Source organism: Streptomyces sp. NPDC051133, assembly GCF_040682635.1.
GTDB lineage: Bacteria > Actinomycetota > Actinomycetes > Streptomycetales > Streptomycetaceae > Streptomyces.
In genome coordinates, this window is the sequence record NZ_JBFBBK010000007.1 from 175,315 (window position 1) to 198,141 (window position 22,827).

21 protein-coding genes are annotated in these 22,827 nt (G+C 72.0%); 11 read left to right on the forward strand and 10 right to left on the reverse strand.

The genetic code is table 11. From position 1 onward, the window contains the following. Positions 1-18: 18 nt before the first annotated feature. The 4 genes from AB0N17_RS10715 to galU all read right to left on the reverse strand — a co-directional run bounded on the left by AB0N17_RS10715 (position 19) and on the right by galU (position 3,345). Positions 19-519: a MogA/MoaB family molybdenum cofactor biosynthesis protein gene (locus tag AB0N17_RS10715; protein WP_366010825.1), complete on the reverse strand. Its 501-nt coding sequence runs from the start codon at positions 517-519 to the stop codon at positions 19-21. Next, the gene (moaC, locus tag AB0N17_RS10720) at positions 516-1,028 is read right to left on the reverse strand and encodes a cyclic pyranopterin monophosphate synthase MoaC (RefSeq protein ID WP_366010826.1); all 513 of its coding nucleotides are present in this window, start codon (positions 1,026-1,028) and stop codon (positions 516-518) included. The genes AB0N17_RS10715 and moaC overlap by 4 nt, the downstream gene beginning before the upstream one ends. An 86-nt stretch (positions 1,029-1,114) precedes the next feature. Beyond that, on the reverse strand, positions 1,115-2,437 hold the full coding sequence (gene glp, locus AB0N17_RS10725) for a gephyrin-like molybdotransferase Glp (RefSeq protein WP_366010827.1): 1,323 nt from the start codon (positions 2,435-2,437) through the stop codon (positions 1,115-1,117). Next, on the reverse strand, positions 2,434-3,345 hold the full coding sequence (gene galU / locus AB0N17_RS10730) for a UTP--glucose-1-phosphate uridylyltransferase GalU (RefSeq protein WP_366010828.1): 912 nt from the start codon (positions 3,343-3,345) through the stop codon (positions 2,434-2,436). The genes glp and galU overlap by 4 nt, the downstream gene beginning before the upstream one ends. A 133-nt stretch (positions 3,346-3,478) precedes the next feature. Here galU and AB0N17_RS10735 point away from each other — a divergent pair, with 133 nt between their 5' ends. Next, a complete protein-coding gene (locus AB0N17_RS10735; RefSeq protein ID WP_366010870.1) occupies positions 3,479-4,060 on the forward strand; it encodes a 5-formyltetrahydrofolate cyclo-ligase in 582 nt (193 codons plus the stop codon). Between the two features lie 89 nt (positions 4,061-4,149). Here the strand turns inward: AB0N17_RS10735 and AB0N17_RS10740 are convergent, their stop codons facing one another. Next, complete coding sequence (locus tag AB0N17_RS10740) at positions 4,150-7,002, reverse strand: penicillin acylase family protein (protein WP_366010829.1); 2,853 nt, start codon at positions 7,000-7,002, stop codon at positions 4,150-4,152. Between the two features lie 213 nt (positions 7,003-7,215). Here AB0N17_RS10740 and AB0N17_RS10745 point away from each other — a divergent pair, with 213 nt between their 5' ends. The 6 genes from AB0N17_RS10745 to mscL all read left to right on the forward strand — a co-directional run bounded on the left by AB0N17_RS10745 (position 7,216) and on the right by mscL (position 12,977). Beyond that, on the forward strand, positions 7,216-8,721 hold the full coding sequence (locus tag AB0N17_RS10745; RefSeq protein WP_366010871.1) for a potassium/proton antiporter: 1,506 nt from the start codon (positions 7,216-7,218) through the stop codon (positions 8,719-8,721). A gap of 291 nt (positions 8,722-9,012) precedes the next feature. Beyond that, complete coding sequence (locus AB0N17_RS10750; protein WP_366010830.1) at positions 9,013-10,311, forward strand: MFS transporter; 1,299 nt, start codon at positions 9,013-9,015, stop codon at positions 10,309-10,311. A gap of 67 nt (positions 10,312-10,378) precedes the next feature. Then, entirely contained in the window at positions 10,379-10,702 is a 324-nt protein-coding gene (locus tag AB0N17_RS10755) for an FmdB family zinc ribbon protein (RefSeq protein ID WP_366010831.1), read from the forward strand. Positions 10,703-10,802: 100 nt separating this feature from the next. After that, the gene (locus AB0N17_RS10760; RefSeq protein ID WP_366010832.1) at positions 10,803-11,636 is read left to right on the forward strand and encodes an S-methyl-5'-thioadenosine phosphorylase; all 834 of its coding nucleotides are present in this window, start codon (positions 10,803-10,805) and stop codon (positions 11,634-11,636) included. Positions 11,637-11,789: 153 nt separating this feature from the next. Next, a complete protein-coding gene (locus tag AB0N17_RS10765; protein WP_366010872.1) occupies positions 11,790-12,362 on the forward strand; it encodes a hypothetical protein in 573 nt (190 codons plus the stop codon). Between the two features lie 138 nt (positions 12,363-12,500). Further along, entirely contained in the window at positions 12,501-12,977 is a 477-nt protein-coding gene (gene mscL / locus AB0N17_RS10770) for a large conductance mechanosensitive channel protein MscL (RefSeq protein ID WP_366010833.1), read from the forward strand. 19 nt (positions 12,978-12,996) lie between these two features. Here mscL and AB0N17_RS10775 read toward each other — a convergent pair whose 3' ends face one another. Beyond that, on the reverse strand, positions 12,997-13,173 hold the full coding sequence (locus tag AB0N17_RS10775; RefSeq protein WP_366010834.1) for a hypothetical protein: 177 nt from the start codon (positions 13,171-13,173) through the stop codon (positions 12,997-12,999). A gap of 80 nt (positions 13,174-13,253) precedes the next feature. Between AB0N17_RS10775 and AB0N17_RS10780 the strand changes: the two genes are divergently transcribed. From AB0N17_RS10780 to AB0N17_RS10795, 4 genes are all read left to right on the forward strand, one after another. Then, complete coding sequence (locus AB0N17_RS10780; protein WP_366010835.1) at positions 13,254-14,492, forward strand: low temperature requirement protein A; 1,239 nt, start codon at positions 13,254-13,256, stop codon at positions 14,490-14,492. 44 nt (positions 14,493-14,536) lie between these two features. Then, positions 14,537-15,562 carry a P1 family peptidase gene (locus AB0N17_RS10785; protein WP_366010836.1) on the forward strand — a complete coding sequence of 342 codons (1,026 nt, stop codon included), beginning with the start codon at positions 14,537-14,539 and terminating at the stop codon, positions 15,560-15,562. Positions 15,563-15,726: 164 nt separating this feature from the next. Further along, positions 15,727-16,944 carry an Ig-like domain-containing protein gene (locus AB0N17_RS10790; protein ID WP_366010837.1) on the forward strand — a complete coding sequence of 406 codons (1,218 nt, stop codon included), beginning with the start codon at positions 15,727-15,729 and terminating at the stop codon, positions 16,942-16,944. A gap of 157 nt (positions 16,945-17,101) precedes the next feature. After that, the gene (locus tag AB0N17_RS10795; RefSeq protein ID WP_366010838.1) at positions 17,102-17,848 is read left to right on the forward strand and encodes a DUF6227 family protein; all 747 of its coding nucleotides are present in this window, start codon (positions 17,102-17,104) and stop codon (positions 17,846-17,848) included. Between the two features lie 90 nt (positions 17,849-17,938). Here the strand turns inward: AB0N17_RS10795 and AB0N17_RS10800 are convergent, their stop codons facing one another. From AB0N17_RS10800 to AB0N17_RS10815, 4 genes are all read right to left on the reverse strand, one after another. Next, entirely contained in the window at positions 17,939-18,208 is a 270-nt protein-coding gene (locus tag AB0N17_RS10800; RefSeq protein WP_366010839.1) for a hypothetical protein, read from the reverse strand. Between the two features lie 114 nt (positions 18,209-18,322). Continuing rightward, positions 18,323-20,521 (reverse strand): fructose-specific PTS transporter subunit EIIC, encoded by a 2,199-nt coding sequence (locus AB0N17_RS10805; RefSeq protein WP_366010840.1) that lies wholly within the window; start codon positions 20,519-20,521, stop codon positions 18,323-18,325. Positions 20,522-21,008: 487 nt separating this feature from the next. Then, complete coding sequence (gene pfkB, locus AB0N17_RS10810) at positions 21,009-21,956, reverse strand: 1-phosphofructokinase (RefSeq protein WP_366010841.1); 948 nt, start codon at positions 21,954-21,956, stop codon at positions 21,009-21,011. Next, a complete protein-coding gene (locus tag AB0N17_RS10815) occupies positions 21,953-22,714 on the reverse strand; it encodes a DeoR/GlpR family DNA-binding transcription regulator (RefSeq protein ID WP_366010842.1) in 762 nt (253 codons plus the stop codon). Before AB0N17_RS10815 ends, pfkB begins: the two co-directional genes overlap by 4 nt. Positions 22,715-22,827 lie beyond the last annotated feature (113 nt).

The window sequence follows — 22,827 nt, forward strand, 5'->3', positions numbered from 1 at the left end:
CGGGCCAGGAAGGGCTGTTCAGCTCGCACCCCCACTACTGGGTCTGGGGTGGTCGCCGCCGCGGATCTGGTCTACGGCGTGGACCAGCAGGGGCTCCAGTACGGCGAGGCCGTCCCGGACCCCGCCCGTGGAACCCGGCAGGTTGACGATCAGGGTCCGCCCCGCCACCCCGGCCAGGCCCCGGGACAGCGCGGCGGTCGGCACCTTCTCCCGTCCGAACGCCCGGATGGCCTCCGCGATGCCCGGCACCTCGTGGTCGAGCACCGCGCGGGTCGCCTCGGGCGTGCGGTCGGTCGGCGAGATGCCGGTACCGCCGGTGGTGACGATGACGTCGTACCCGGCCTCGACGCCGGCCCGCAGGGCCGCCTCCACCGGGTCGCCGTCGGGCACGACCCGGGGCCCGTCGACGGCGAAGCCGAAGCCCGTCAGGCCGTCGGCGATCAAGGGGCCGCCCTTGTCCTCGTAGACACCCGCCGCGGCCCTGTTGGAGGCGGTGACCACCAGAGCGCGATAGCTCATGCCCGGCTCCAGTCGCCCGACTTGCCGCCCGTCTTCTCCTCCACCCGTACGTCCGTGATGACCGCTCCCTTGTCGACCGCCTTGACCATGTCGATCACGGTGAGCGCGGCGACAGTCACCGCGGTGAGGGCCTCCATCTCGACGCCCGTGCGGTCCGTGGTCTTCACGGTGGCCGTGATCTCCACGGCGTCGTCCGCGACCGACAGGTCCAGTTTCACACCGGACACCGACAACGGGTGGCACAGCGGGATCAGGTCCGGGGTGCGCTTGGCGCCCATGATGCCCGCGATCCGCGCGGTGGCGAGGGCGTCTCCCTTGGGCATCCCCTCACCGCGCAGCAGCTCGACCACGCGCGGTGAGACCAGGACGCGGCCGCCGGCGCGGGCGGTGCGCGCGGTCACGTCCTTCCCGGACACGTCGACCATGCGGGCGGCACCCGCGTCGTCGATGTGCGTCAGTCGGTCCTGCGCAGGGGGTCCGGGGGTCTCCCCCCGGGAAGGCACTGTCATGGCTGTGGCGCTCCCGGTCCGGGCCCGTCGCAGTGCGGTGCGCGGGCCTGCTGTGTGCGCGACACGGTACCGCCAACCGGCGGAGCTCAGCCGAGCAGGACCACTTCCACCTCGGTGCCGGGCTCGACGGACTCCACGTCCTCGGGGACGACGATCAGCGCGTCGGCGTGCGCCAGCGCGGCGACCAGGTGCGAGCCGGAGCCGCCCACGGGGGTCACCTCGCCGTCCGCGTACGCCCCGCGCAGGAACTGGCGGCGCGCCTTGGGCGAGCGGAGCGCCTCGTCCGCCTTCAGGGCGGCGCGGGCACGGGGCCGGTGCACGTCCGGGAGGCCCATCAGGGCACGGATGGCGGGGCGGACGAACAGCTCGAAGGAGACGTACGAGGACACCGGGTTGCCCGGCAGGGCCAGCAGCGGGGTGTGGTCGGGGCCGACGGAGCCGAACCCCTGGGGCTTGCCGGGCTGCATGGCGAGCTTGCGGAACTCGACGCCACCGCCCGGCTCGTCCTCGTCGCCGACGTGCGACAGCGCCTCCTTGACGACGTCGTACGCGCCGACGCTCACCCCGCCCGTGGTCACCAGCAGGTCGGCGCGGATCAGCTGGTCCTCGATGGTGGAGCGCAGCGTCTCGGCGTCGTCGGCGACGGCACCCACCCGGTAGGCGATGGCGCCGGCGTCGCGCGCGGCGGCGGTGAGGGCGAAGCTGTTGGAGTCGTAGATCCGGCCGGGCGTCAGCTCCTCGCCGGGCTGGACGAGCTCGCTGCCGGTGGACAGGACGACCACGCGGGGGCGCGGGCGCACGCGTACCGTGCCGCGGCCGATCGCGGCGAGCAGCGCGATCTGCGGCGGGCCGAGGACGGTCCCGGCCTCCAGGGCGGGGTCGCCGGCCTTCACGTCGCTGCCCTTGGCGCGCACGTGCGCGCGTGCCTCGGCGGGGCGGTGCACGCGCACCTGTCCCTCGGCGCCCTCCGGTGCCAGGCTCCGGGCCCGCATGCCGGTCGCGGGGCCCTCACCGAGCCCGCCGTCGGTCCACTCGACGGGGACGACGGCCTCGGCGCCGGGCGGCAGCGGGGCACCGGTCATGATGCGGACGGCCTGGCCGGGACCGACCCGGACGAGGTCGGCCGCGCCCGCCGCGACGTCCCCGACGACCTCCAGGACGGCGGGGAACTCCTCGCTGGCGCCCGCCACGTCCGTGACCCGCACCGCGTACCCGTCCATGGAGCTGTTGTCGAACGGCGGCAGGGACACCGGCACCATGACGTCCTCGACCAGGACGCAGCCCTGGGCGTCGAGCAGTTGCAGCTCGATGGGTTCGAGGGGGCGGACGGTCGAGAGGATGTCCTCCAGGTGCTCGTCCACCGACCACAGGTGGTCCGGGCCGGCGGGGCGGGTCGCGGCGCTGCTCAAGATTGCTGCATCTCCTCGGCTACGTAACTGCGAAGCCAGGACCGGAAGTCCGGGCCCAGGTCCTCACGTTCGCACGCGAGTCTGACAATGGCACGCAGATAGTCGCCACGGTCCCCGGTGTCGTAGCGCCGGCCGTGGAAGACGACGCCGTGCACCGGGCCGCCGACCTTCTCGTCCTGGGCGAGTTGCTGGAGGGCGTCGGTGAGCTGGATCTCGCCGCCGCGGCCCGGCTCGGTCTTGCGGAGTATGTCGAAGACGTGCGGGTCGAGGACATAGCGGCCGATGACCGCGTAGTGGGACGGGGCGTCCGCCGGGTCCGGCTTCTCGACCAGTCCGGTCACCTTCACCACGTCACCGTCCGCGGTGGCCTCCACGGCCGCGCAGCCGTAGAGGTGGATCTGCTCGGGCGCGACCTCCATGAGGGCGATCACACTGCCGCCGTGCTGTTCCTGGACCTCGATCATGCGCTTCAGCAGCGGGTCGCGCGGGTCGATCAGGTCGTCGCCCAGGAGGACGGCGAAGGGCTCGTGGCCGACGTGCGGCGCGGCGCACAGCACGGCGTGGCCGAGGCCCCGGGGGTCGCCCTGGCGGACGTAGTGCATGGTGGCCAGGTCGCTGGACTCCCGCACCTTGGCGAGCCGCTCGGCGTCGCGCTTCTTCTCGAGCGCCGACTCCAGCTCGTAGTTGCGGTCGAAATGGTCCTCGAGGGGTCGCTTGTTGCGACCGGTGATCATGAGTACGTCGTCGAGCCCCGCGGACACGGCCTCCTCGACCACGTACTGGATCGCCGGCTTGTCGACGACCGGCAGCATCTCCTTGGGAGTGGCCTTGGTGGCCGGAAGGAACCGGGTGCCGAGACCTGCTGCGGGAATGACAGCCTTACTGATCCTGGGGTGCGACTGAGTCATGCCCGCAACCTTATCCGGTGCCTTTGTATGGAAACTGTGGCTCCGGTTGGTTGACCCTTTATGACTGCAATGGGAAAGGGTGCGAGAACGACCAGTGGAACACGACGGACGCACGGGCGAGCCTGACAAGCGCATGTTGCGGCGGGAGTTCCTCGCGGTGAGGAACAGGTTGACGGACGATGACGTGCAGGAGAAGGGCCGCGCGCTGGCGGAGCGCGCCGTGGAACTGCCCGAACTGGCGCGGGCACGCACGGTGGCGGCGTACGTCTCGGTGGGCGGCGAGCCCGCGACGCCCGCCCTGCTGGACGCGCTGCGCGCGCGGGGCGTGCGCGTGCTGCTTCCCGTGCTCCTGCCCGACAACGACCTGGACTGGGGCGAGTACACCGGCCCCGGCTCCCTCGCCCGGGTCCAACACGGCGGGAAGGTGGCGCTGTTCGAGCCCTCCGGCGCCCGGCTCGGCGCGGACGCCGTGACCGCCGCGGACGTCGTGCTGCTGCCCGGGCTCGCGGTGGACGCGCGCGGGATGCGGCTCGGGCGCGGCGGGGGGTCGTACGACCGTGTGCTGGCCCGTCTCGAGCGTGCGGGCGCCCGGCCCCGGCTCGTGGTGCTGCTCTACGACACGGAGGTCGTCGCGCGCGTGCCCGCCGAGGCGCACGACCGCCCGGTGCACGCGGTGGTCACCCCGTCCGGCGTGCGCCGCTTCCCCGGCGCCTGAGCAGGGACGCGAAACGGCCCTCCACGCGCGCGTGGAGGGCCGTTTCATGCCGGGCGACCGGGCGACCCGGCGGCCGGACGGTCAGCGGCTCACGGTTTGAGGACGAGCGCGTCGCTCGTGCTCCCGTCGACCGCCTTGGACGAGAACGACCAGGGCAGCAGCTCGCCCTTGGCCCACAGGCTCGTCTGGTCGGTGTAGTGCGCGCTGAAGGCGTGCCCGGAGGCGCCGGTCAGGTTGATCCACTTGGACTTGTCGAAGTCCTTGAGGTTGACGACCATCCGCATGGACGGCACCCAGACGACGTTGTAACCGCCGGCGGCGTTCCAGCCGGACGCGTTCACCGTGGCCTCGCCGCCGCTGAGCTTCCAGGGGCCGCGGTTGAGGACGTACTGCAGGACCGCGGGGCCGTCGGTGCCGAGCGTCTGGTTCTTCAGGAACAGCCGGTGCAGCCTGCCCCAGCTCCAGGTGTCGATGTCCTTGCCGAGCTTGGCGGTCAGCTCCCAGCGGGCGTCGATCATGGCGCGGGCGAAGAGCTGGTCCACGTTGTGCGTGGCCTTGCGGGTGCCCGACGCCGGCGTCTTCCACCAGTCGCTGTCCGGCTTCTCCATCAGGGTGCGCACGACCTCGAACCAGCGGTCACCGCCGTCCGGCTGCGCCTGGTCGGCGTCGCGCTGGCCGCACTCGCGCACCTTGGTGTCGTCGTCCACCGGGCCGGTGCTGTCGATCTTGTCGACCCACAGGCACTGCCCCTTCACGCGCAGCTCCTTGGGGAGCTTGTTGCCGAAGGCGAGCTTGAGGACGTTGCGCCAGACGGCGTTGAAGTACGCGGCCGCCGCGGAGTCGGCGTCCTGGGTGTAGTCCCAGCCCTCCAGCAGCTTCTGCGCCTGGCGCACCTGCTTGTCGTCCAGGTTGATCTTCAGCAGCCTGGGCACCAGGAGCTTGGCGATCTCACTGCTGTTGTCCAGCTGCATCTGCCGCATGTCGTCGGTGGAGATCTTGCCGCCGTCCTTGATCTTGGACTCGATCAGGTCGGTGATGCGCTGGCTGCGGGTGCCGTAGCCCCAGTCGGTGGTGAGCGTGTACGGGTACGTGTCCTTGTCGACCACGGCCTGGTTGGCGGTGACGATGTAGCCCCTCTTGGGGTTGTACTCGTAGGGCAGCTCGCCCTGCTTGATGAAGCCGGTCCACCGGTACTTCGGCTCCCAGCCGGGCGCCGGGATCGAGCCGTCGTCCACGGACGTCCGCGTGGGGATCTTGCCGGGGAGCGTGTAGCCGATGTTGTCGTCGGTGTCGGCGTAGATCAGGTTCTGCGAAGGCACGTCGAACAGGGCGGCGGCCGAGCGGAAGTCGCTCCAGTTCGCCGCCTTGTCGAGGGCGAACACGGCGTCCATGGAGGTGCCCGGGTCGAGCGCGGTCCACCTCAGGGCGATGCCGTAGCCGTCGCCGCGGTCGGGTGCGGCGGTGGTGACCGCGGCCTTCTTGCCGACCTCGACGAGTTCGTCGTCGCGGTCGGACAGCAGCGGCATGCCGTCCTGGGTCTGGCGGACGACGATCGTCTTGGATCCGCCGCCGGCGACCTTGATGGTCTCCTCGCGGGTCTTGAACGGCCGGACCTTGCCGTCGTACAGGTAGCCGTTCGCGCTCACCTTCTCCAGGTAGAGGTCGGTGACGTCGACCCCGGAGTTGGTCATGCCCCACGCGATGTCCGCGTTGTGGCCGATGATCACGCCGGGCATGCCGGCGAAGGTGTAGCCGCTGACGTCGTAGGGGCACGCGCTGGAGACGGTGCGGCAGTGCAGGCCCATCTGGTACCAGACGGACGGCAGCGACGCCGACAGGTGCGGGTCGTTGGCGAGGAGCGGCTTCTTGGTGATCGTGTACTTGCCGGAGACGACCCAGGAGTTGGAGCCGATGCCCTGGCCGTTCACGCCGACGGCGGTCGGAACGTTGTCCAGGACGTTGTAGAGGCCCGCCAGCTGGCTCGTGAGGCCCGATCCGGCGGTGGTCGAGGAGGAGGAGCCGGTCGTGCCCGTGGTGCCCTGAGAGGCGCCCGTGGTGCTTCCGGTCGTACCGGTCGTACCGGTCGAGCCCGTCGTGCTCGTCGAGCCCGCGCCCTGGGAGGTGCCGGTGGCGCCGCCCTGCCGGAAGGACTTGGTCAGCGCGTCGTACTGGCCCTCCTGCACGATCGGCTTGTTCCGGCCGTAGGGGTACGCCGGGTACAGGTCCTGGATCTGCTGCGGGCCCAGGCGGCTGGTCATCAGGGCGCGGTCGACCTCGTCCTGCATGTTGCCGCGCAGGTCCCAGGCCATCGCCTTCAGCCAGGAGACGGAGTCGACCGGGGTCCACTTCTGCGGCTTGTAGTCGTTGGTGAAGCCCAGGGCCGCGTACTCCAGGGAGATGTCCTTGCCGTCCTTGCCCTGCAGGTAGGCGTTGACTCCCTTGGCGTAGGCCTGGAGGTACTTCTTCGCGGAGGCCGACAGCTTGGTGTCGTACTCCTGCTGGGCGACGCGGTCCCAGCCGAGCGTGCGCAGGAACGCGTCGTTCTTGACCTGGCTCTTGCCGAACATCTCCGACAGGCGCCCGGAGGTCATGTGCCGGCGCACGTCCATCTCGTAGAACCGGTCCTGCGCCTGGACGTAGCCCTGCGCCATGAACAGGTCCTGCGCGGAGGACGCGTAGATCTGCGGGATGCCGTTGCCGTCCCGCTTGACGTCGACCGGGCCGGAGAGGCCGTCGAGCGTGATCGACCCCTTGGTCTGCGGGAAGGAGGCGCGGACGGTGCTGATCGACCAGTAGGCGCCATAGGCGATGCCGCCGATGATGGCCAGGACCAGGACCAGCACGAGCAATCGGGCTTTGCGCCCCTTCTTCCTGCCGGTCTTGACGGACGTGGCACCCGTGGTGGCGGTGTCACCCGTTGTGGCGGTGGTGTTGGGGGGCATCGCTGTCCTTGCTGTCCTAACGCGAGCGGCAGGTCGGGCTGTGACTTTGAATGAGCGCTGGAGCAACCATAGGCGCAGGGCCCCGTCCCCCTTGACGCGGAGTCGGGAACCAGCGCGCACGAGCGTTCGATCTTCCCCCGCCGAGCGTCAAGAAAGCGTCAAGAGTTAGGTAAGGTAACGAAGTAACCGGAGAACCCAGGGGAGGAACCGCCGCTGACTGTCCACCACCTCAACCAGCTCCTGCTCGTCTGTTCCGTGGTCCTGCTCGTCGCCGTCGCGGCCGTCCGGGTCTCCTCCCGCAGCGGGCTCCCCAGCCTGCTCGTATACCTGGCGATCGGCGTCCTGATGGGCCAGGACGGCATCGGCCACATCAACTTCAGCAGCGCCGCCATGACCCAGGTCATGGGCTACGCGGCCCTGGTGGTGATCCTCGCCGAGGGCGGTCTCGGCACGAAGTGGAAAGAGATCAGGCCGGTCCTGTCGTCCGCCTCCGTGCTGGCGACCTTCGGAGTCGCCGTCAGCGTCGGCGTCACCGCGGCGGGCGCGCACTACCTGGTCGGGCTGGAGTGGCGGCAGGCGCTGATCATCGGCGCGGTGGTGTCCTCGACGGACGCGGCCGCGGTCTTCTCCGTGCTGCGCAGAGTGCCCCTGCCCGCGCGCGTGACGGGCACGCTGGAGGCTGAGTCCGGCTTCAACGACGCCCCGGTGGTCATCCTGGTCGTCGCCTTCTCCACGGCCGGCCCGGTCGAGCACTGGTACCTCCTGCTCGGCGAGATCGTCCTGGAGCTGGCCATCGGCGCGGCCATCGGGGCCGCGGTGGGCTGGTTCGGCTCCTGGGGCCTGCGGCACGTGGCCCTGCCCGCCTCCGGCCTGTACCCGATCGCCGTCATGGCCATCTGCGTCACGGCGTACGCCGCCGGCGCCCTCGCGCACGGCAGCGGCTTCCTGGCCGTCTACCTGGCCTCGATGCTGCTCGGCAACGCCAAGCTCCCGCACTGGCCCGCCACGCGCGGCTTCGCCGAGGGGCTCGGCTGGATCGCCCAGATCGGCATGTTCGTCGTGCTCGGCCTGCTGGTCACCCCGCACGACCTGGGCGACGACGTCGTCCCGGCCCTACTCATCGGCCTGATCCTGACCATGGTGGCCCGCCCGCTGAGCGTGGTCCTCAGCCTGGCGCCGTTCCGCGTGCCGTGGCAGGAGCAGACCCTGATGTCGTGGGCGGGGCTGCGCGGCGCCGTGCCCATCATCCTGGCGACCATCCCGATGGTGAACGGCGTCACCGGCAGCCGCCGCATCTTCAACATCGTCTTCGTGCTGGTCGTCGTCTACACCCTGGTACAGGGGCCGACCCTGCCCTGGCTGGCGCGCACGCTGCGGCTGGGCGAGAAGGGCGAGGCCGCCGACCTCGGCATCGAGTCCGCGCCCCTGGAGCGGCTGCGCGGGCACCTGCTGTCCATCACGGTGCCCGAGGGCTCCCGGATGCACGGCGTGGAGGTCAACGAGCTGCGGCTGCCGCCGGGGGCCGCCGTCACCCTCGTCGTCCGCGAAGGAAAATCGTTTGTTCCGCTGCCCACGACGGTGTTGCGGCACGACGACGAACTCCTGGTCGTCGCCACCGACCCGGTCCGCGACGCGGCGGAACGGCGCCTGCGCGCGGTCGCCCGCGGCGGCAAGCTGGCGAGCTGGCTCGGCACGGACGGGGCGGGCGGCTCGCGCTGACGCGGCATTCCGCGCCGAATCGGACGTCTGGGTGAACGCACCGCGAAATCCCAGGTGCCCTTGTCCACGGTGCTCGTTTTCACAGCTGTACGACGCGATCGCCCCTGTACCATGAAGGCGCACCCTGATCGAACCAACTCTGCCTGACGCAGAGCTGGCGCGACCGTATGGCGGCCGAGTCGTCCCCACCCGCAGTGGGCACCGGTATCTACCGCAGTCCGCGCAAGAGGACAGCTCTCGGCACCCGGGCCTCACCAGGCCCCGCTACCAGGCGGCAGAAAGGCACGGGCCGTGGGATCCACGGTCACCACCACCGAACCGGAGAAGATCTCGCCGGCCTCCTCCCGCCCCGGATACGGACGGCTGCTGCGCACCCGCGGCGCCTGGACGTTCCTGCTGCCGGGCTTCGCGGCGCGCCAGCCGTTCGCGATGCTCACCATCTCCATCGTGCTGCTCGTGCAGCACACCACCGGCTCCTACGGCGCCGCAGGCGCGGCCGCGGCCGCCACCGGTGTCTCCATGGCCCTGTTCGCGCCGTACAGCGGCCGTCTCGCCGACCGGTACGGCCAGCGTGCCGTCCTGGTCCCCGGCGTCCTCGTGCACACCCTGTCCGGCCTGACCCTGACGGCGCTCGCGCTGGCGCACGCCCCCCTGTGGGCGCTGTTCCTGGCGGCCGTCCCGACCGGCGCCTCGGTGCCCCAGGTCGGCCCCATGGTGCGGGCCCGCTGGGGCGTGAAGCTGCAGGGGTCGCCCCTGATGACCACCGCCGCGGCGTTCGAGTCGGTCACGGACGAGCTGACCTTCGTCTTCGGCCCGCTGCTGGCGACCGCGCTGTGCACCGCCGTCACACCGGCGGCCGGCCTGGTCACGGAGGGCGCGCTGACGCTCGTCGGCGGTCTGCTGTTCGCCGCCCAGAAGGCCACCCAGCCCTCGGTGACCGCCGACGGCGGGCACGCGCGCGTGCGGCACGCCTCGGCGCTGCGCGTCCCGGGCGTACGGGTGCTGGTCGTGACCTTCCTCGGCATCGGGTCCGTCTTCGGCGGCATGCAGGTGTCGCTGGCCGCGTTCACCGAGTCCATCGGCGAGCCCGGCCTGAACGGCGTCCTGTACGGCGTCTTCGCCGCCGGCAACATGCTGTCCGGCATCGTGTGCGGCGCGATCGCCTGGAAGGTCGCCCCGCAGCGGCGCCTGGTCGTCGGCTACACCGCGCTGGCGATCACCGCGTCCGCCCTGTGGACGGCGCACTCGGTGCCGCTGCTCGCCGGGCTCGGCCTGCTGGTCGGCATGTCCATCGCGCCGGCGCTGATCACCGGCTACACGCTGGTCGAGTCCCTGGTCCCGGACGGCGCCCGCACCGAGGCGTTCACCTGGCTGACCGGCGCGGTCGCGTTCGGGCAGGCCGCCGCCGTCACCGTCGCCGGACAGCTGGAGGACCGGCTGTGGGACGGCGCGGGATTCCTGGTCCCGCTGGGCGGCACCGTGCTGGCCCTGGTGACCCTGCTGGCCCTGCGGTCGCGGCTGTCCACCCGGCAGCGGAACCGCACCGTCGCACGTGGCGTCGGTCACCGCGTGCCGGTGACGGTGGACTGATCCCCGGGAATACGTCACTATTGATGGTCGTTAGCACTCATCGAGTGAGAGTGCCAGGAGGAAGACAGTGCCGACCTACCAGTACCAGTGCACCGAGTGTGGCGAGGGCCTCGAGGCGGTGCAGAAGTTCACCGATGACGCCCTGACCGAGTGCCCCAGCTGCGGTGGCCGCCTGAAGAAGGTGTTCTCCGCGGTCGGCATCGTCTTCAAGGGCTCCGGCTTCTACCGCAACGACTCGCGCGGCTCCTCGTCGAGCAGCAGCCCGGCGTCCTCGTCGTCGAGCTCCTCGTCGTCTTCGTCGACCTCGTCGACGAGCTCTGCGTCGAGCGACTCGAAGTCGTCCTCGACGTCGTCGGCGTCCTCGGCGTCCTCGTCGAGCTCCGCCGCCTGAGACCTCTCTCCCCGGACCCTGCCGTCATGCGACGGCGGGGTCTTCGGTGCTTTCCGGGAGCGGCTCCCCCGCTGTTCCGCGGCCAGCTAGTGTGCTGGTCATGGCGAACGCAGAGATCGGCGTAATCGGCGGCTCGGGCTTCTACTCGTTCCTCGACGACGTGACCGAGGTCGAGGTCGACACCCCCTACGGACCGCCCAGCGACTCCCTCTTCCTCGGCGAGATCGCCGGCCGGCGGGTCGCCTTCCTGCCCCGGCACGGCCGCGGCCACCACCTGCCGCCGAACCGCATCAACTACCGCGCCAACCTGTGGGCCCTTCGCTCGGCCGGCGTGCGGCAGGTCCTCGGCCCGTGCGCGGTGGGCGGGCTGCGCCCCGAGTACGGCCCCGGCACCCTCCTCGTACCGGACCAGTTCGTGGACCGGACCAAGTCCCGGATGCAGACGTACTTCGACGGCCTGCCGCTGCCGGACGGCACGGTGCCCAACGTGGTGCACGTGTCCATGGCCGACCCGTACTGCCCCGCCGGCCGGGCCGCCGCGCTGAAGGCCGCGCACGGACGGGACTGGGAGCCGGTGGACGGAGGCACGCTGGTCGTCGTCGAGGGACCGCGGTTCTCGACCCGTGCCGAATCGTTGTGGCACCAGGCACAGGGCTGGTCGGTCGTGGGCATGACGGGCCATCCGGAAGCGGCCCTCGCCCGGGAGCTGGAGCTGTGCTACACCTCGCTGACCCTGGTCACCGACCTCGACGCGGGCGCCGAGACCGGCGAGGGCGTCTCCCACGAGGAGGTCCTGGAGGTCTTCGCGGCCAACGTGGACCGGCTGCGCGGAGTGCTCTTCGACGCGGTGGCGGCGCTGCCGGAGACCGCGGACCGGGACTGCCTGTGCGTGAACGCCCTCGGCGGGATGGACCCGGGCTTCGAGCTGCCCTAGGGGTACGTACCTGTGGACAGCCCACCGGAATTCCCCCTTCGGGTGAGGGAGTTGTCCACAGTCCGTCCGTGATCCACCGTCTCCGGCGGGCTGCGGCGCGAGGCGTCATCGTGGCAGGGCCAGCCGATGTCCTCGTCACAGGCGGTGATCGCCATGCCTCTGTCCCCGTCGTCCCTGCCGTCCCCGTTCCCGCCTCCCCTGCGTCTTCCGCGCCCGCTGGGCACGGACGCCCCCGCGACCTGTGAGGTCCCGCAGTTCCCGCCGGTGCGCGTGCGCGGCGGGCGGTATCTGCTGCAACGGCTCGTACGGCACCGCAGGCGGGCCGTCGCCGCCGGCCTCGCGGTGACGGCGGCCGCCCTGGTGACCGCCGGACCGCGCACCACCACGGAACCGGACGCACGGCGGGCCCGGGGCCACCCGGCCGTGGAACCGGTACGGCGCCAGGGCGGGGCGGCCCTGGTGACGGCGCCGGTGCGCATCGCCGACGGCGCCACGGTCGGGCTGCTGCGGCCCGGCGACCGCGTCGACGTCATCGCCGCCGAGGACCCGTCCGCCGGGGGCGGCGCCCAGGTGCTCGCCCGCGGTGTGCGGGTGACGAAGGTGCCGGAGCCGGTGCAGGGCGCGGCCGAGAGCGGGGCGCTCGTGGTGCTGTCGGTGCCGCGGGCGACGGCGGCACGGCTCGTCGGCGCGAGCGCCACGGCGCGTCTGGCGGTGACGCTGTGCTGAACCGCCTCCGACGGTGTCGCGGCGGCGCGCCGTCGAGTCGCCGGATCGTGCCACGGAATTGGACACAATGGCGGCATGGTGCCGTAGGTTGCGGAGCGTTCGATTCCACACCCTGTGCACGCAAGGAGAGTCCCCGAGGTGAGCGCGAAGAAGGAACCGAGCGTCTGGCACGGCTTCAAGGCCTTCCTGATGCGCGGCAACGTCGTCGATCTGGCAGTCGCGGTGGTCATCGGTGCGGCCTTCACCAACATCGTCAACTCGGTGGTGAAGGGGATCATCAACCCGCTGGTGGGAGCGATCGGCACGCAGAACCTGGATCACTACAGCCTGTGCCTGAAGGACCCGTGCGCGGTGAGCCCGGACGGCACGGTCAAGAGCGGTGTGCCGATCCTGTGGGGCAGTGTCCTAGGCGCCACGCTCACCTTCGTGATCACCGCGTCGGTGGTGTACTTCCTGATGGTGCTGCCGATGTCGAGGTACCTGGCCCGGCAGGCGGCGCAGAAGGCGGCCCGGGAGGGCGCCAAGGAGGTCATGGACGTGACCGAGCTGGAGGTCCTCAAGGAGATCCGCGACGCTCTGGTCGCGCAGCGCGGCTCGGGGCCCGCCGAGCGCTGAGGGCGCTGTCGCGGGCGGCTCAGAGGTGGTGGGGCGGCTTCTCGTCGAGGAAGCGCTTCAGGTCCGCGGCACCGCCGCCGTCCGGGCGCTCGCCCCACCCGCGGTCGGTGTCGTCCGAGGACTGCTGGTCCAGCGGGTCGTCGAAGACCAGCGCGGGCTTGGGTTCGCGGGGTTCGGGTGCGGGGGCGGCGCTCATGCCCCCAGGATACGGCCCCCCAACCACTTGTGAATCCGTTCACAAGGATTTCGGGGAAGATTTCTGCTGTGCTGAGAGACATGACGCCGAGTTCCGCTCCCGCTCCCGCCTCCCCGGGCGCACCACACTCCCCCGGCCCCCTGCGGCGGCTCACCGCGCGCGGGCGCGACGAGGCCCACCGCGTCGCCTCCCCGCTCGAGCTGTTCTTCGACCTGTGCTTCGTCGTGGCGGTCGCACAGGCCGGTGTGCAGCTGGTCCACGCGGTCACGGCGGGACACGCGGGCGAAGGCGTCCTCAACTACGCGATGGTGTTCTTCGCCATCTGGTGGGCGTGGATGAACTTCAGCTGGTTCGCCTCGGCGTACGACAACGACGACCCGCTCTACCGGATCGTCACCCTGGTGCAGATCGCCGGCGTCCTGGTCCTGGCCGCCGGCATCTCCCGGGCCTTCACGCACCACGACTTCCTGCTGGTCTGGCTCGGCTATGTGATCATGCGGCTGGCGTTGGTCTGGCAGTGGCTGAGGGCCGCGAGATCGGCGCCGGGCGCGGAGCGGACGACGGCCGTGCGGTACGCCTGCGGGGTGCTGCTGTGCCAGGTGGGCTGGCTCGGCCTGGTGGTGCTGCCCGGCCCGGCCCGGCCCTGGGTGTTCCTCGTGATGGTGGTCGCGGAACTGTGCGTGCCGTTGTACGCGGAGAGGCACCACCAGACCTCCTGGCATCCCCATCACATCGCCGAGCGGTACGGCCTGTTCACGATCATCGTGCTCGGCGAGACGATCGCCTCGGCCACGGTCGCGGTGAAGTCGGCCGTGGACGAACACACCGCGCTGACCGAGCTGTTGCCCATCGCGACGGGCGGGCTGCTGATCGTCTTCGCGGCATGGTGGATCTACTTCGTGGTTCCGATCCACGGCCACCTGCGCACCAGCAGGCGGGCGTTCGTCTGGGGCTACGGCCACTACTTCGTGTTCGCCTCGGCCGCGGCGATCGGCGCGGGCCTGGAGGTGGCCGTGGAACAGGCGGTGGGCACGGCGCACATCTCGGTCCTGTCCGCCTCGGCCTCCGTCACCCTGCCGACGGCGCTGTACCTGCTGACCGTGTGGGCGCTGCACGCCCGCCACTTCAAGGTGGGCGTCGCCGAGCAGCTGGTCCTGCCGGTCACCGCCCTGCTGGTGATCTGCTGCACCTTCCTGGGCGACTGGGCGGTGCTCGCGACGGGGCTGGTGTCCGCCGGTGCGGTGGCGACCGGGGTGGTGCTGGCGGTGCGCAGGGCCGGCCGGGAGCGCCGGGCGAGCGCCGCCGTACCGGCCGGCTGAGCGAGCCACTCGGGCGCGCCCGGGGCTGGGCCAGACTGAGCCCCATGACAGTTGACGCATTGACGGACGTCGCCGGGATTCGGGTGGGGCACGCCACCCGCGACGGGGACGGCTGGCTCACCGGCACCACGGTCGTCCTCGCTCCCGAGGGCGGCGCCGTCGCCGCGGTGGACGTGCGCGGCGGCGGCCCCGGCACCAAGGAGACCGACGCGCTCGACCCGCGCAACGTGGTGAAGAGGGTCGACGCGGTCGTGCTGACCGGCGGCAGCGCCTACGGGCTCGACGCGGCCTCCGGTGTGATGGCCTGGCTGGAGGAGCAGGGGCGCGGGGTACCGGTGGGGACGGATCCGGCGCACGTGGTGCCGGTGGTGCCCGCGGCGTGCGTCTTCGACCTGGGACGCGGCGGGGCCTTCCGCGCACGGCCGGACGCGGCGACGGGACGCGCGGCGGTGGAGGCCGCGGCGGCGAGCGCGCCGGGCGCCCACGTTCCCGAGGGCTGCGTGGGGGCCGGTACCGGCGCCGTGGCCGGACGGCTCAAGGGCGGGGTGGGCACCGCGAGCACGGTGCTCGACTCGGGGATCACCGTGGCCGCGCTGGTCGTGGCGAACGCCGCGGGGGCCGTGGTGGATCCCGGAACGGGGGCGCTGTACGGGGAGTTCTTCGACGGACGGGTGGAGTATCCGGACGAGCGGGTGCACGAGGCGGCGCGCCGGCGCCTGGAGGAGGCCGCCGCCGGCAGCCCTCCGCCACCGCTCAACACCACGCTGGCGGTGGTCGCGACCGACGCGGATCTCTCCAAGGCGCAGGCGCAGAAGCTGGCGGGCACGGCGCACGACGGCATCGCGCGGGCCGTACGGCCGGTGCACCTCCTGCACGACGGGGACACGGTGTTCGCGCTGGCGACCGGCACCCGCCCGCTCGGCGGGCACCCCTTGGCGCTCAACGAGATCCTCACCGCCGGCGCGGATCTCGTCACGCGCGCGATCGTCCGGGCGGTACGCGCCGCCGGGTCGGTCGGCGGACCGGGGGGTGTGTGGCCGTCGTACGGGGAGTTGTACGGGCCGGCGTGACGCCCGACGGCGGGCACCGAGGACGGCGTCGGGGCGTCGGATTGTCGCGGTTCTGTCACGTGATCGCGTTCAGGGGAGTCGGGGGGAACCGGCCCGGGCGGCGGATCCCTCTTTCTTCACGCACTGGAACGGATCACGCACATCACACGAACCTGGAGCAGCCCGTGACATCGCCGGACATTGCAGCGCGGCGCGCACTGGTGGCCTGTGCCGCCCTGATGGTCGGCGCCCTCACCCTGACCGCGTGCGGCGGCGACGCCAGCGCCGACGACAACGGGAAGGGCGGCAAGAGCTCCGCCAGGACCTCGACGGCGAAGATCGTCATCTCGGCCAAGGACGGATCGACCAGCGCGTCCATCAACGCGACCGGGGTGAAGGTCAGCGACGGCAAGCTGACCGACGTGAAGATGACCGTGGCCGGTTCGGGGCGGACCGTGCCGGGGGCGATATCCGCGGACGGCAGCACCTGGAAGCCGAAGCAGCAGCTGGAGCGCGGCACCAAGTACGAGATCGACGCCACCGCGAAGGACGGCGACGGACGCACCGCGGCGGCCAACTCCATCTTCACGACCGTCACCTCGGCGGGCAGCTTCATCGGCACCTACACCCCGGACGACGGCACGACGGTCGGGGTGGGCATGCCGGTGTCGTTCACCTTCGACAAGTCGATCACCGACAAGAAGGCCGTGCAGGGGCACATCACGGTGAACTCCAGCAGCGGCCAGCAGGTGGCCGGGCACTGGTTCGGTGACCGCCGGCTGGACTTCCGGCCGCAGGACTACTGGAAGGCCGGCTCCAAGGTCACGATGAAGATCGACCTGGACGGGGTCGAGGGCGCCAAGGGCGTCTACGGCGTGCAGAAGAAGACCGTCTCCTTCACCATCGGGCGGTCGCAGGTCTCCACGGTCGACGTCCACACGCAGACCATGACGGTGGTCCGGGACGGCAGGACGATCAAGACGGTGCCGATCTCGGCCGGCAGCCCGCAGCACACGACGTACAACGGGCAGATGGTGATCTCCGAGAAGTTCGTGCAGACCCGGATGAACGGCTCGACGGTCGGGTTCGGCGGGGAGTACGACATCGCGGACGTGCCGCACGCGATGCGGCTGACGTCGTCGGGGACGTTCATCCACGGCAACTACTGGTACAACAAGGGCAACCCGCCCTTCGGCCGGGAGGGCACCAGCCACGGCTGCGTAGGGCTCGCGGACGTGCAGGGCGCACAGGGCGCCACCTCCGCCAAGTGGTTCTACGACAACTCGCTCATCGGGGACGTCGTGGTCGTGAAGAACTCCCCCGACACGACGGTCGCCCCGGACAACGGCCTCAACGGATGGAACATGTCCTGGAGCGCCTGGACCGCCGGAAGTGCCGCCTGAGCAGCAGACTTTGACGGGACGACGGGCCGCACGGGAACTTTCCGCGCGGCCCCGCGCGTTTACCGGGCGCACGTTTTCTCGGTTCCCCACACGATGTCCGACCGAGGGGCTACGGTATGCACCCACAAGGTGACATGCAGCAACGCCGGGAGAAACCTTGAGCGTTCCGTACGAGACGGCAGCGTACGAACCAGCCGAGTCGCCCGAGTCTCCGGAGGAGCATCTCGCGCGACTCCTCGGCCGTGCCCTGAACTCGTTCGAGCTGCCGGACGAGGTGCTCCGGCGGCTCGAGTGCGCGCTGGCACACGACAGTTCGCTGCACTCCGCGCACCACAGCGCGGGACTGCACCGGGAGACGTACCGGCACACGTGGCTGCTCGCCGACGGCTCGGCGGACACGCTGTGGGAGCTGGTGCACAACCTCACGCCGGGCGGCCCCCCGGAGCACGAGGTCTACGTCGACGAGGAGGAGCTGCAGGCGGCCACGGCACGCCTCGGACTCCCCCTGGACACCCCCGAGTTCGAGCTGCCCGCGCTGATGCGACTGTGGGCGGTCCCCGAGCCCCGGCACGTGTTCGCCTCCGACGACTCCGCGGACCATGCGCGCCGGCTCCTGCGCCGCGCGGAGAACCCCGACCGGCCGGGCGCGGACACGGCGGCGCTGCTGGCGACGGCGACCGCGCACGAGATCACGCAGGCGTTCGGGCGCCCGGGGCGGGCCGGACGGGCCGGGCTGAGCTACGCGCTGTACGAGCACGCCTTCCTGCTGCCGGACGGCGGCGAGGTCTCTCTGTGGGAGGCCGAGCACACGGCGACGCCCGACGGGCGGCACATGTGCGAGGTGTACATGTCGGAGCAGGCGGCCCGGGACGCCATGGAGCAGCGCGCGGCGCGGCGGGGATAGCGGCACTGCAGGGAAGCGGCACTGCAGGGACAGCGGCACGGCAGGGACAGCGGCCCGAGGCGGAACGGGTGAGGCGTGACCGGTTCCCGGTCAGTGATCGCCGAGTTGCCGTACGAGTCCGGCGAAGGCGTCCCGCTCCGCCGGGGTCAGCTCCACCGACTCCCGCGGCGGGCCGGACTGCGGCTGGGCCGGGAGCACGGGGAGGCGGACGGGGCCGGCAGGGCGGACAGCCGGCAGCTCTCGCAGGGCCTCCGTGCGGAAGCGGCGCAGCAGGCGCAGGACGCCGAACGCCCAGGCCACACCGGCCAGGGTGAGGACGGCCGCACCGGCCCACTGGAGAGTCGAGACATGCTCAGGCATGCCTCCCAGTACACACCACGGTCCGGGACTTTGGCCCCGGACCGTGACGTATCTCGCAGGTGCCGTGAACAACTCACAGCGAACGAAAGGGACAAGACGCAGGGGGTGCGGCGGTCAGGCCGCCACCGGCTGCTTGGTCTCCTCGGGGGCCGCGGCCGGGTTCGCGGCCGGGTCGGTGGGCGTGTTCTCGGGGCTCTGCTTGCGCATGCCCTTCAGCAGGACCACCAGGGCCGTGGAGGCGCAGACGCCGGCGGCGATGGCGATCAGGTAGAGGAACGGGTTGCCGATCAGCGGGACCACGAAGATGCCGCCGTGCGGGGCGCGCAGGGTGGCGCCGAAGGCCATCGACAGGGCGCCGGTGAGTGCGCCGCCCACCATGGAGGACGGGATGACCCGCAGCGGGTCGGCCGCGGCGAAGGGAATCGCGCCCTCGGTGATGAAGGAGGCGCCCAGCACCCAGGCGGCCTTGCCGTTCTCGCGCTCGGCCGGGGTGAACAGCCTGCCGCGCACGGTGGTGGCCAGGGCCATCGCCAGCGGCGGGACCATACCGGCGGCCATCACGGCGGCCATGATCTTCATCGCCGAGTCGCTGGGGTCGGAGACGGCGATGCCGGCGGTGGCGAAGGTGTAGGCGACCTTGTTGATCGGCCCGCCGAGGTCGAAGCACATCATCAGGCCGAGCAGGGCGCCCAGCAGGATGGCGTTGGCGCCGGTGAGGCCGTTCAGCCAGTCGGTGAGGCCCTTCTGGGCGGAGGCCAGGGGCTTGCCGATCACGACGAGCATCAGGAAGCCGACGATCGCCGAGGAGATCAGCGGGATCACCACCACCGGCATGATGCCGCGCAACGCGGCCGGGATGCGCACCTTCTGGATCGCCATCACCACGCCACCGGCGATCAGACCGGCCGCCAGGCCGCCGAGGAAGCCCGCGTTGATGTCCAGGGCGATCGCGCCGCCCACGAAGCCGGGGACGAGACCGGGCCGGTCGGCCATGCCGTAGGCGATGTAGCCGGCCAGGACCGGGACGAGGAACTTGAAGGCCACGCCGCCGATCTGGAAGAGCAGGGCGCCCCAGCTGTCGGTCTGCGTCCACACGAAGTGGTCCATGACCGACGGCGCCTTGTTGACCTGCCAGCCGCCGATCGCGAAGCCCAGGGCGAGGAGGAGACCGCCGGCGGCGACGAACGGAACCATGTAGCTCACACCGGACATGAGCCACTTGCGGAGCTTGGTGCCGTACCCCTCGGAGGAGCCGCCCGCGCGCTCGACCGGCGTGCCGCCCGACGCGGGCGCCGACGCGGTGGTCTCGCCGCGCGCCGCCTTCTCGCGGACCTCGGCGAGGAGTTCGGCGGGGCGGTTGATGCCGGCCTTCACACCGACGTCGACGACCGGCTTGCCCGCGAAGCGGTCCTTGTCGCGTACGGGGACGTCGTGCGCGAAGATCACACCGTCCGCCGCCGCGATCACGGCCGGGTCCAGCCGGGTGAAGCCGGCCGAGCCCTGTGTCTCGACGAGCACCTCGACTCCGGCCGCACGGCCCGCGTTCTCCAGGGACTCGGCCGCCATGTAGGTGTGCGCGATGCCGGTCGGGCAGGAGGTGACGGCGACGACTCGGAAGGGGCGCTCGCCGGAATCCGGGCCGGCGTCGGCGGAGGGCTCCTGCGCCGGGGCGGACGGGGCCGCCGTGGGCGCCGTATGGTCCGCTGCGGCGTCGGCGGAGGCCGCCACCGACGCCGCAGCGGTGTCTTCGGGGGCGCTCACAGCGCCTTGCGCGGCACCCTCGGCGCCCGCGCCTTCACCCGCGCCTTCACCCTCGCCCTCACTCTCACCTTTGCTTTCGTCCGCAGCCGCCGCCGGAGGTGCCGTCGGCGGCTCCTCCCCGCGGATCAGCGCCGCCGCCGTCTCCGCGTCGTCCGCCGCCCGCAGCGCGGAGGTGAACTCGGCGTTCATCAGCTGGCGGGCCAGCGAGGAGAGGATCGTCAGGTGGGCGTCGTCGGCGCCGGCGGGGGCCGCGATCAGGAAGATCAGGTCGGCGGGGCCGTCCGGGGCACCGAAGTCGATGCCGGCGGCACTGCGGCCGAAGGCGAGGGTCGGCTCGGTGACATGGGCGCTGCGGCAGTGCGGAATGCCGATGCCGCCGTCGAGGCCGGTGGGCATCTGGGCCTCGCGGGCGGCCACGTCGGCGAGGAAGCCCTCCAGGTCGGTCACCCGGCCCTGGGCCACCATGCGTTCGGCGAGGGCGCGCGCCGCCGCTTCCTTGGAGTCGGCGGACAGGTCGAGGTCGACCAGGTCCGCGGTGATCATGTCACTCATCGCGGGCTCCTCTGCACGCGTATCGCCCGGGGGGAGAGGTGGGCGGGGAGGGGGACGGGGGTGCGGTGGGGGGCCGAGGCCGTGCGGGAGGCGGGACCGGGGAGACCCCGCCGCCCGGGGGCGGTACGACAGCGGCCCGGGTGGCTGTGCCGACACCGGTCGACGACGAGCAAGGGGAACCCTCGCCGCACCGAGGCCGGCCGGGCGAACGCGTCCAGGGGTACGGACGCGGGGCGCATGCCCGGTCGGCGGGTGCCGGGGCGGCCCGCGGTCACGGGCAACAGGGAGCCTCGCCGCGTCGGGGTCGGCCTGGCGGGTGCGTCCAGGGGTGTGGACGCGGGACGTGCGCCCAGCCTGCGGGTGCCGGGGCGGGTGCCCAGCCGGCAGGTGGCGGTGCGGGTGCCCAGCCACCCGGTGGCGGTGCGGGTGCCGGGACGTGTGCCCAGCCGGCAGGTGCCGGGGTGGGGGTGGCGGGGCGTGGGCGTGGTCATGAGACCGGCTCCGTCAGTTCGCGGTCGAGCGGGATCTCCGCGGTGACCGTCGCCGCCGCCGGATCCAGGTCGGCGGGGGTCGGCATGACGCTGCCGGGGAGCTGGACGGCGGCGGTGCCGTGGGCGACGGCGGAGGCCAGGGCCTCGGGGCCGCTGCCGCCGGCGATCAGGAAACCGGCGAGCGAGGAGTCCCCGGCGCCGACGTTGCTGCGGACGGTGTCCACGTGTGCGCTGCCGAACCAGGCGCCCGCGTCCTCCACCAGGAGCTGACCGTCGGCGCCCAGGCTGGCGAGTACGGCGCGCGCACCCATCCCGCGCAGTTCCTCGGCCGCCTTCAGCGCGTCGCCCACGGTGGCCAGGGGGCGCCCGACGGCCGCCGCGAGCTCCTCGGCGTTGGGCTTCACGACGTCGGGTCGCGCGCGCAGCGCCTCCAGCAGCGCACGCCCCGAGGTGTCCAGGGCGATACGCGCTCCCCCGGCGTGCGCCCGCGTGACGACGTCGGCGTGCCAGGACGGCGCGAGTCCCCGGGGCAGGCTGCCGCAGCAGGCGATCCAGTCGGCGTCACGGGACTGCTCGCGGACCGTGTCCAGGAGGAGCTCCTGCTCGGCCTCCGTCAGCTCCGGGCCCGGCGCGTTGATCTTCGTCAGCACCCCGTCGGACTCGGCGAGCGCGATGTTCGAGCGGGTGGCGCCCGTGACGGAGACCGGGGCGACCTCGATGCCCTGCGCGTCGAGCAGCTCGGCGACGAGTGCGCCCGGCGCGCCTCCCAGGGGCAGAACGGCGACCGTACGCTGTCCGGCGGCGGCGACGGCGCGCGAGACGTTCACGCCCTTGCCGCCCGGGTCCATGCGCTCGGTGTCGGCGCGGATGACCTCACCACGCTTCAGGGCCTGGACCTCGTAGGTGCGGTCGAGGGACGGGTTGGGGGTGACGGTGAGGATCATGCGCGCACTACTTCCGTGCCGCCGCGCTCGATGACGGCGGCGTCTTCTCGGCTCAGCCCGCTGTCGGTGATCAGCAGGTCCACGTCGCTCAGGTCGCCGAAGCGGGCGAAGTGCTCCTGGCCGTGCTTGGACGAGTCGGCGAGGAGGACGACCCGGCGGGCCGCGGCGACGGCCGCCCGCTTCACCGCGGCCTCGGCGAGGTCGGGGGTGGTCAGTCCGTGCTCGGCGGAGAAGCCGTTGGCCGCCACGAACAGGACGTCCGCGCGGATCTCGCCGTACGCCCGGAGCGCCCAGGCGTCCACGGCGGCGCGGGTGCGGTGCCGTACGCGCCCCCCGACCAGGTGGAGCTGGATGCCCGGGTGGTCGGCGAGGCGGGCGGCGATGGGCAGGCTGTGCGTGACGACCGTGAGGGCGGACTCCAGCGGGACGGCGGCGGCGACCCGCGCGACCGTCGTACCGGCGTCGAGGATCATCGTGCCCTCGGTCGGCAGTTCGGCGAGGGCGGCCTTGGCGATGCGGTCCTTCTCGTCGGCGGCGGTGGACTCGCGCTCGGTGAGATCCGGCTCGAAGTCGAGGCGGCCGACCGGGATGGCGCCGCCGTGCACCCGGCGGACGAGGCCGGCACGGTCGAGGGCCTTCAGATCGCGGCGGATCGTCTCCGCCGTGACCTGGAACTCCTCGGCCAGCGACAGCACGTCCACCCGGCCGCCGTCACGGGCGAGCCGGAGGATCTCCTGCTGCCGTTCCGGTGCGTACATGTCGGTCGCCTCCGCCTTGGTGTCCGTTCGTTTCCGGCTGATGCCCGAACGTGTGGTTTCTCTCGGAGGCTACGCCCGGTTTTCCGGAAAGTAAACAGGTTCGGGCTCGAACC

Coding starts and splice junctions, on each gene's coding strand:
- AB0N17_RS10715 (WP_366010825.1), bottom strand. CDS start 519: ATGAGCTATCGCGCTCTGGTGGTCACCGCCTCCAACAGGGCCGCGGCG.
- moaC (WP_366010826.1), bottom strand. CDS start 1,028: ATGACAGTGCCTTCCCGGGGGGAGACCCCCGGACCCCCTGCGCAGGAC.
- galU (WP_366010828.1), bottom strand. CDS start 3,345: ATGACTCAGTCGCACCCCAGGATCAGTAAGGCTGTCATTCCCGCAGCA.
- AB0N17_RS10735 (WP_366010870.1), top strand. CDS start 3,479: ATGTTGCGGCGGGAGTTCCTCGCGGTGAGGAACAGGTTGACGGACGAT.
- AB0N17_RS10740 (WP_366010829.1), bottom strand. CDS start 7,002: ATGCCCCCCAACACCACCGCCACAACGGGTGACACCGCCACCACGGGT.
- AB0N17_RS10760 (WP_366010832.1), top strand. CDS start 10,803: ATGGCGAACGCAGAGATCGGCGTAATCGGCGGCTCGGGCTTCTACTCG.
- AB0N17_RS10765 (WP_366010872.1), top strand. CDS start 11,790: ATGCCTCTGTCCCCGTCGTCCCTGCCGTCCCCGTTCCCGCCTCCCCTG.
- AB0N17_RS10775 (WP_366010834.1), bottom strand. CDS start 13,173: ATGAGCGCCGCCCCCGCACCCGAACCCCGCGAACCCAAGCCCGCGCTG.
- AB0N17_RS10780 (WP_366010835.1), top strand. CDS start 13,254: ATGACGCCGAGTTCCGCTCCCGCTCCCGCCTCCCCGGGCGCACCACAC.
- AB0N17_RS10785 (WP_366010836.1), top strand. CDS start 14,537: ATGACAGTTGACGCATTGACGGACGTCGCCGGGATTCGGGTGGGGCAC.
- AB0N17_RS10800 (WP_366010839.1), bottom strand. CDS start 18,208: ATGCCTGAGCATGTCTCGACTCTCCAGTGGGCCGGTGCGGCCGTCCTC.
- AB0N17_RS10805 (WP_366010840.1), bottom strand. CDS start 20,521: ATGAGTGACATGATCACCGCGGACCTGGTCGACCTCGACCTGTCCGCC.
- pfkB (WP_366010841.1), bottom strand. CDS start 21,956: ATGATCCTCACCGTCACCCCCAACCCGTCCCTCGACCGCACCTACGAG.
- AB0N17_RS10815 (WP_366010842.1), bottom strand. CDS start 22,714: ATGTACGCACCGGAACGGCAGCAGGAGATCCTCCGGCTCGCCCGTGAC.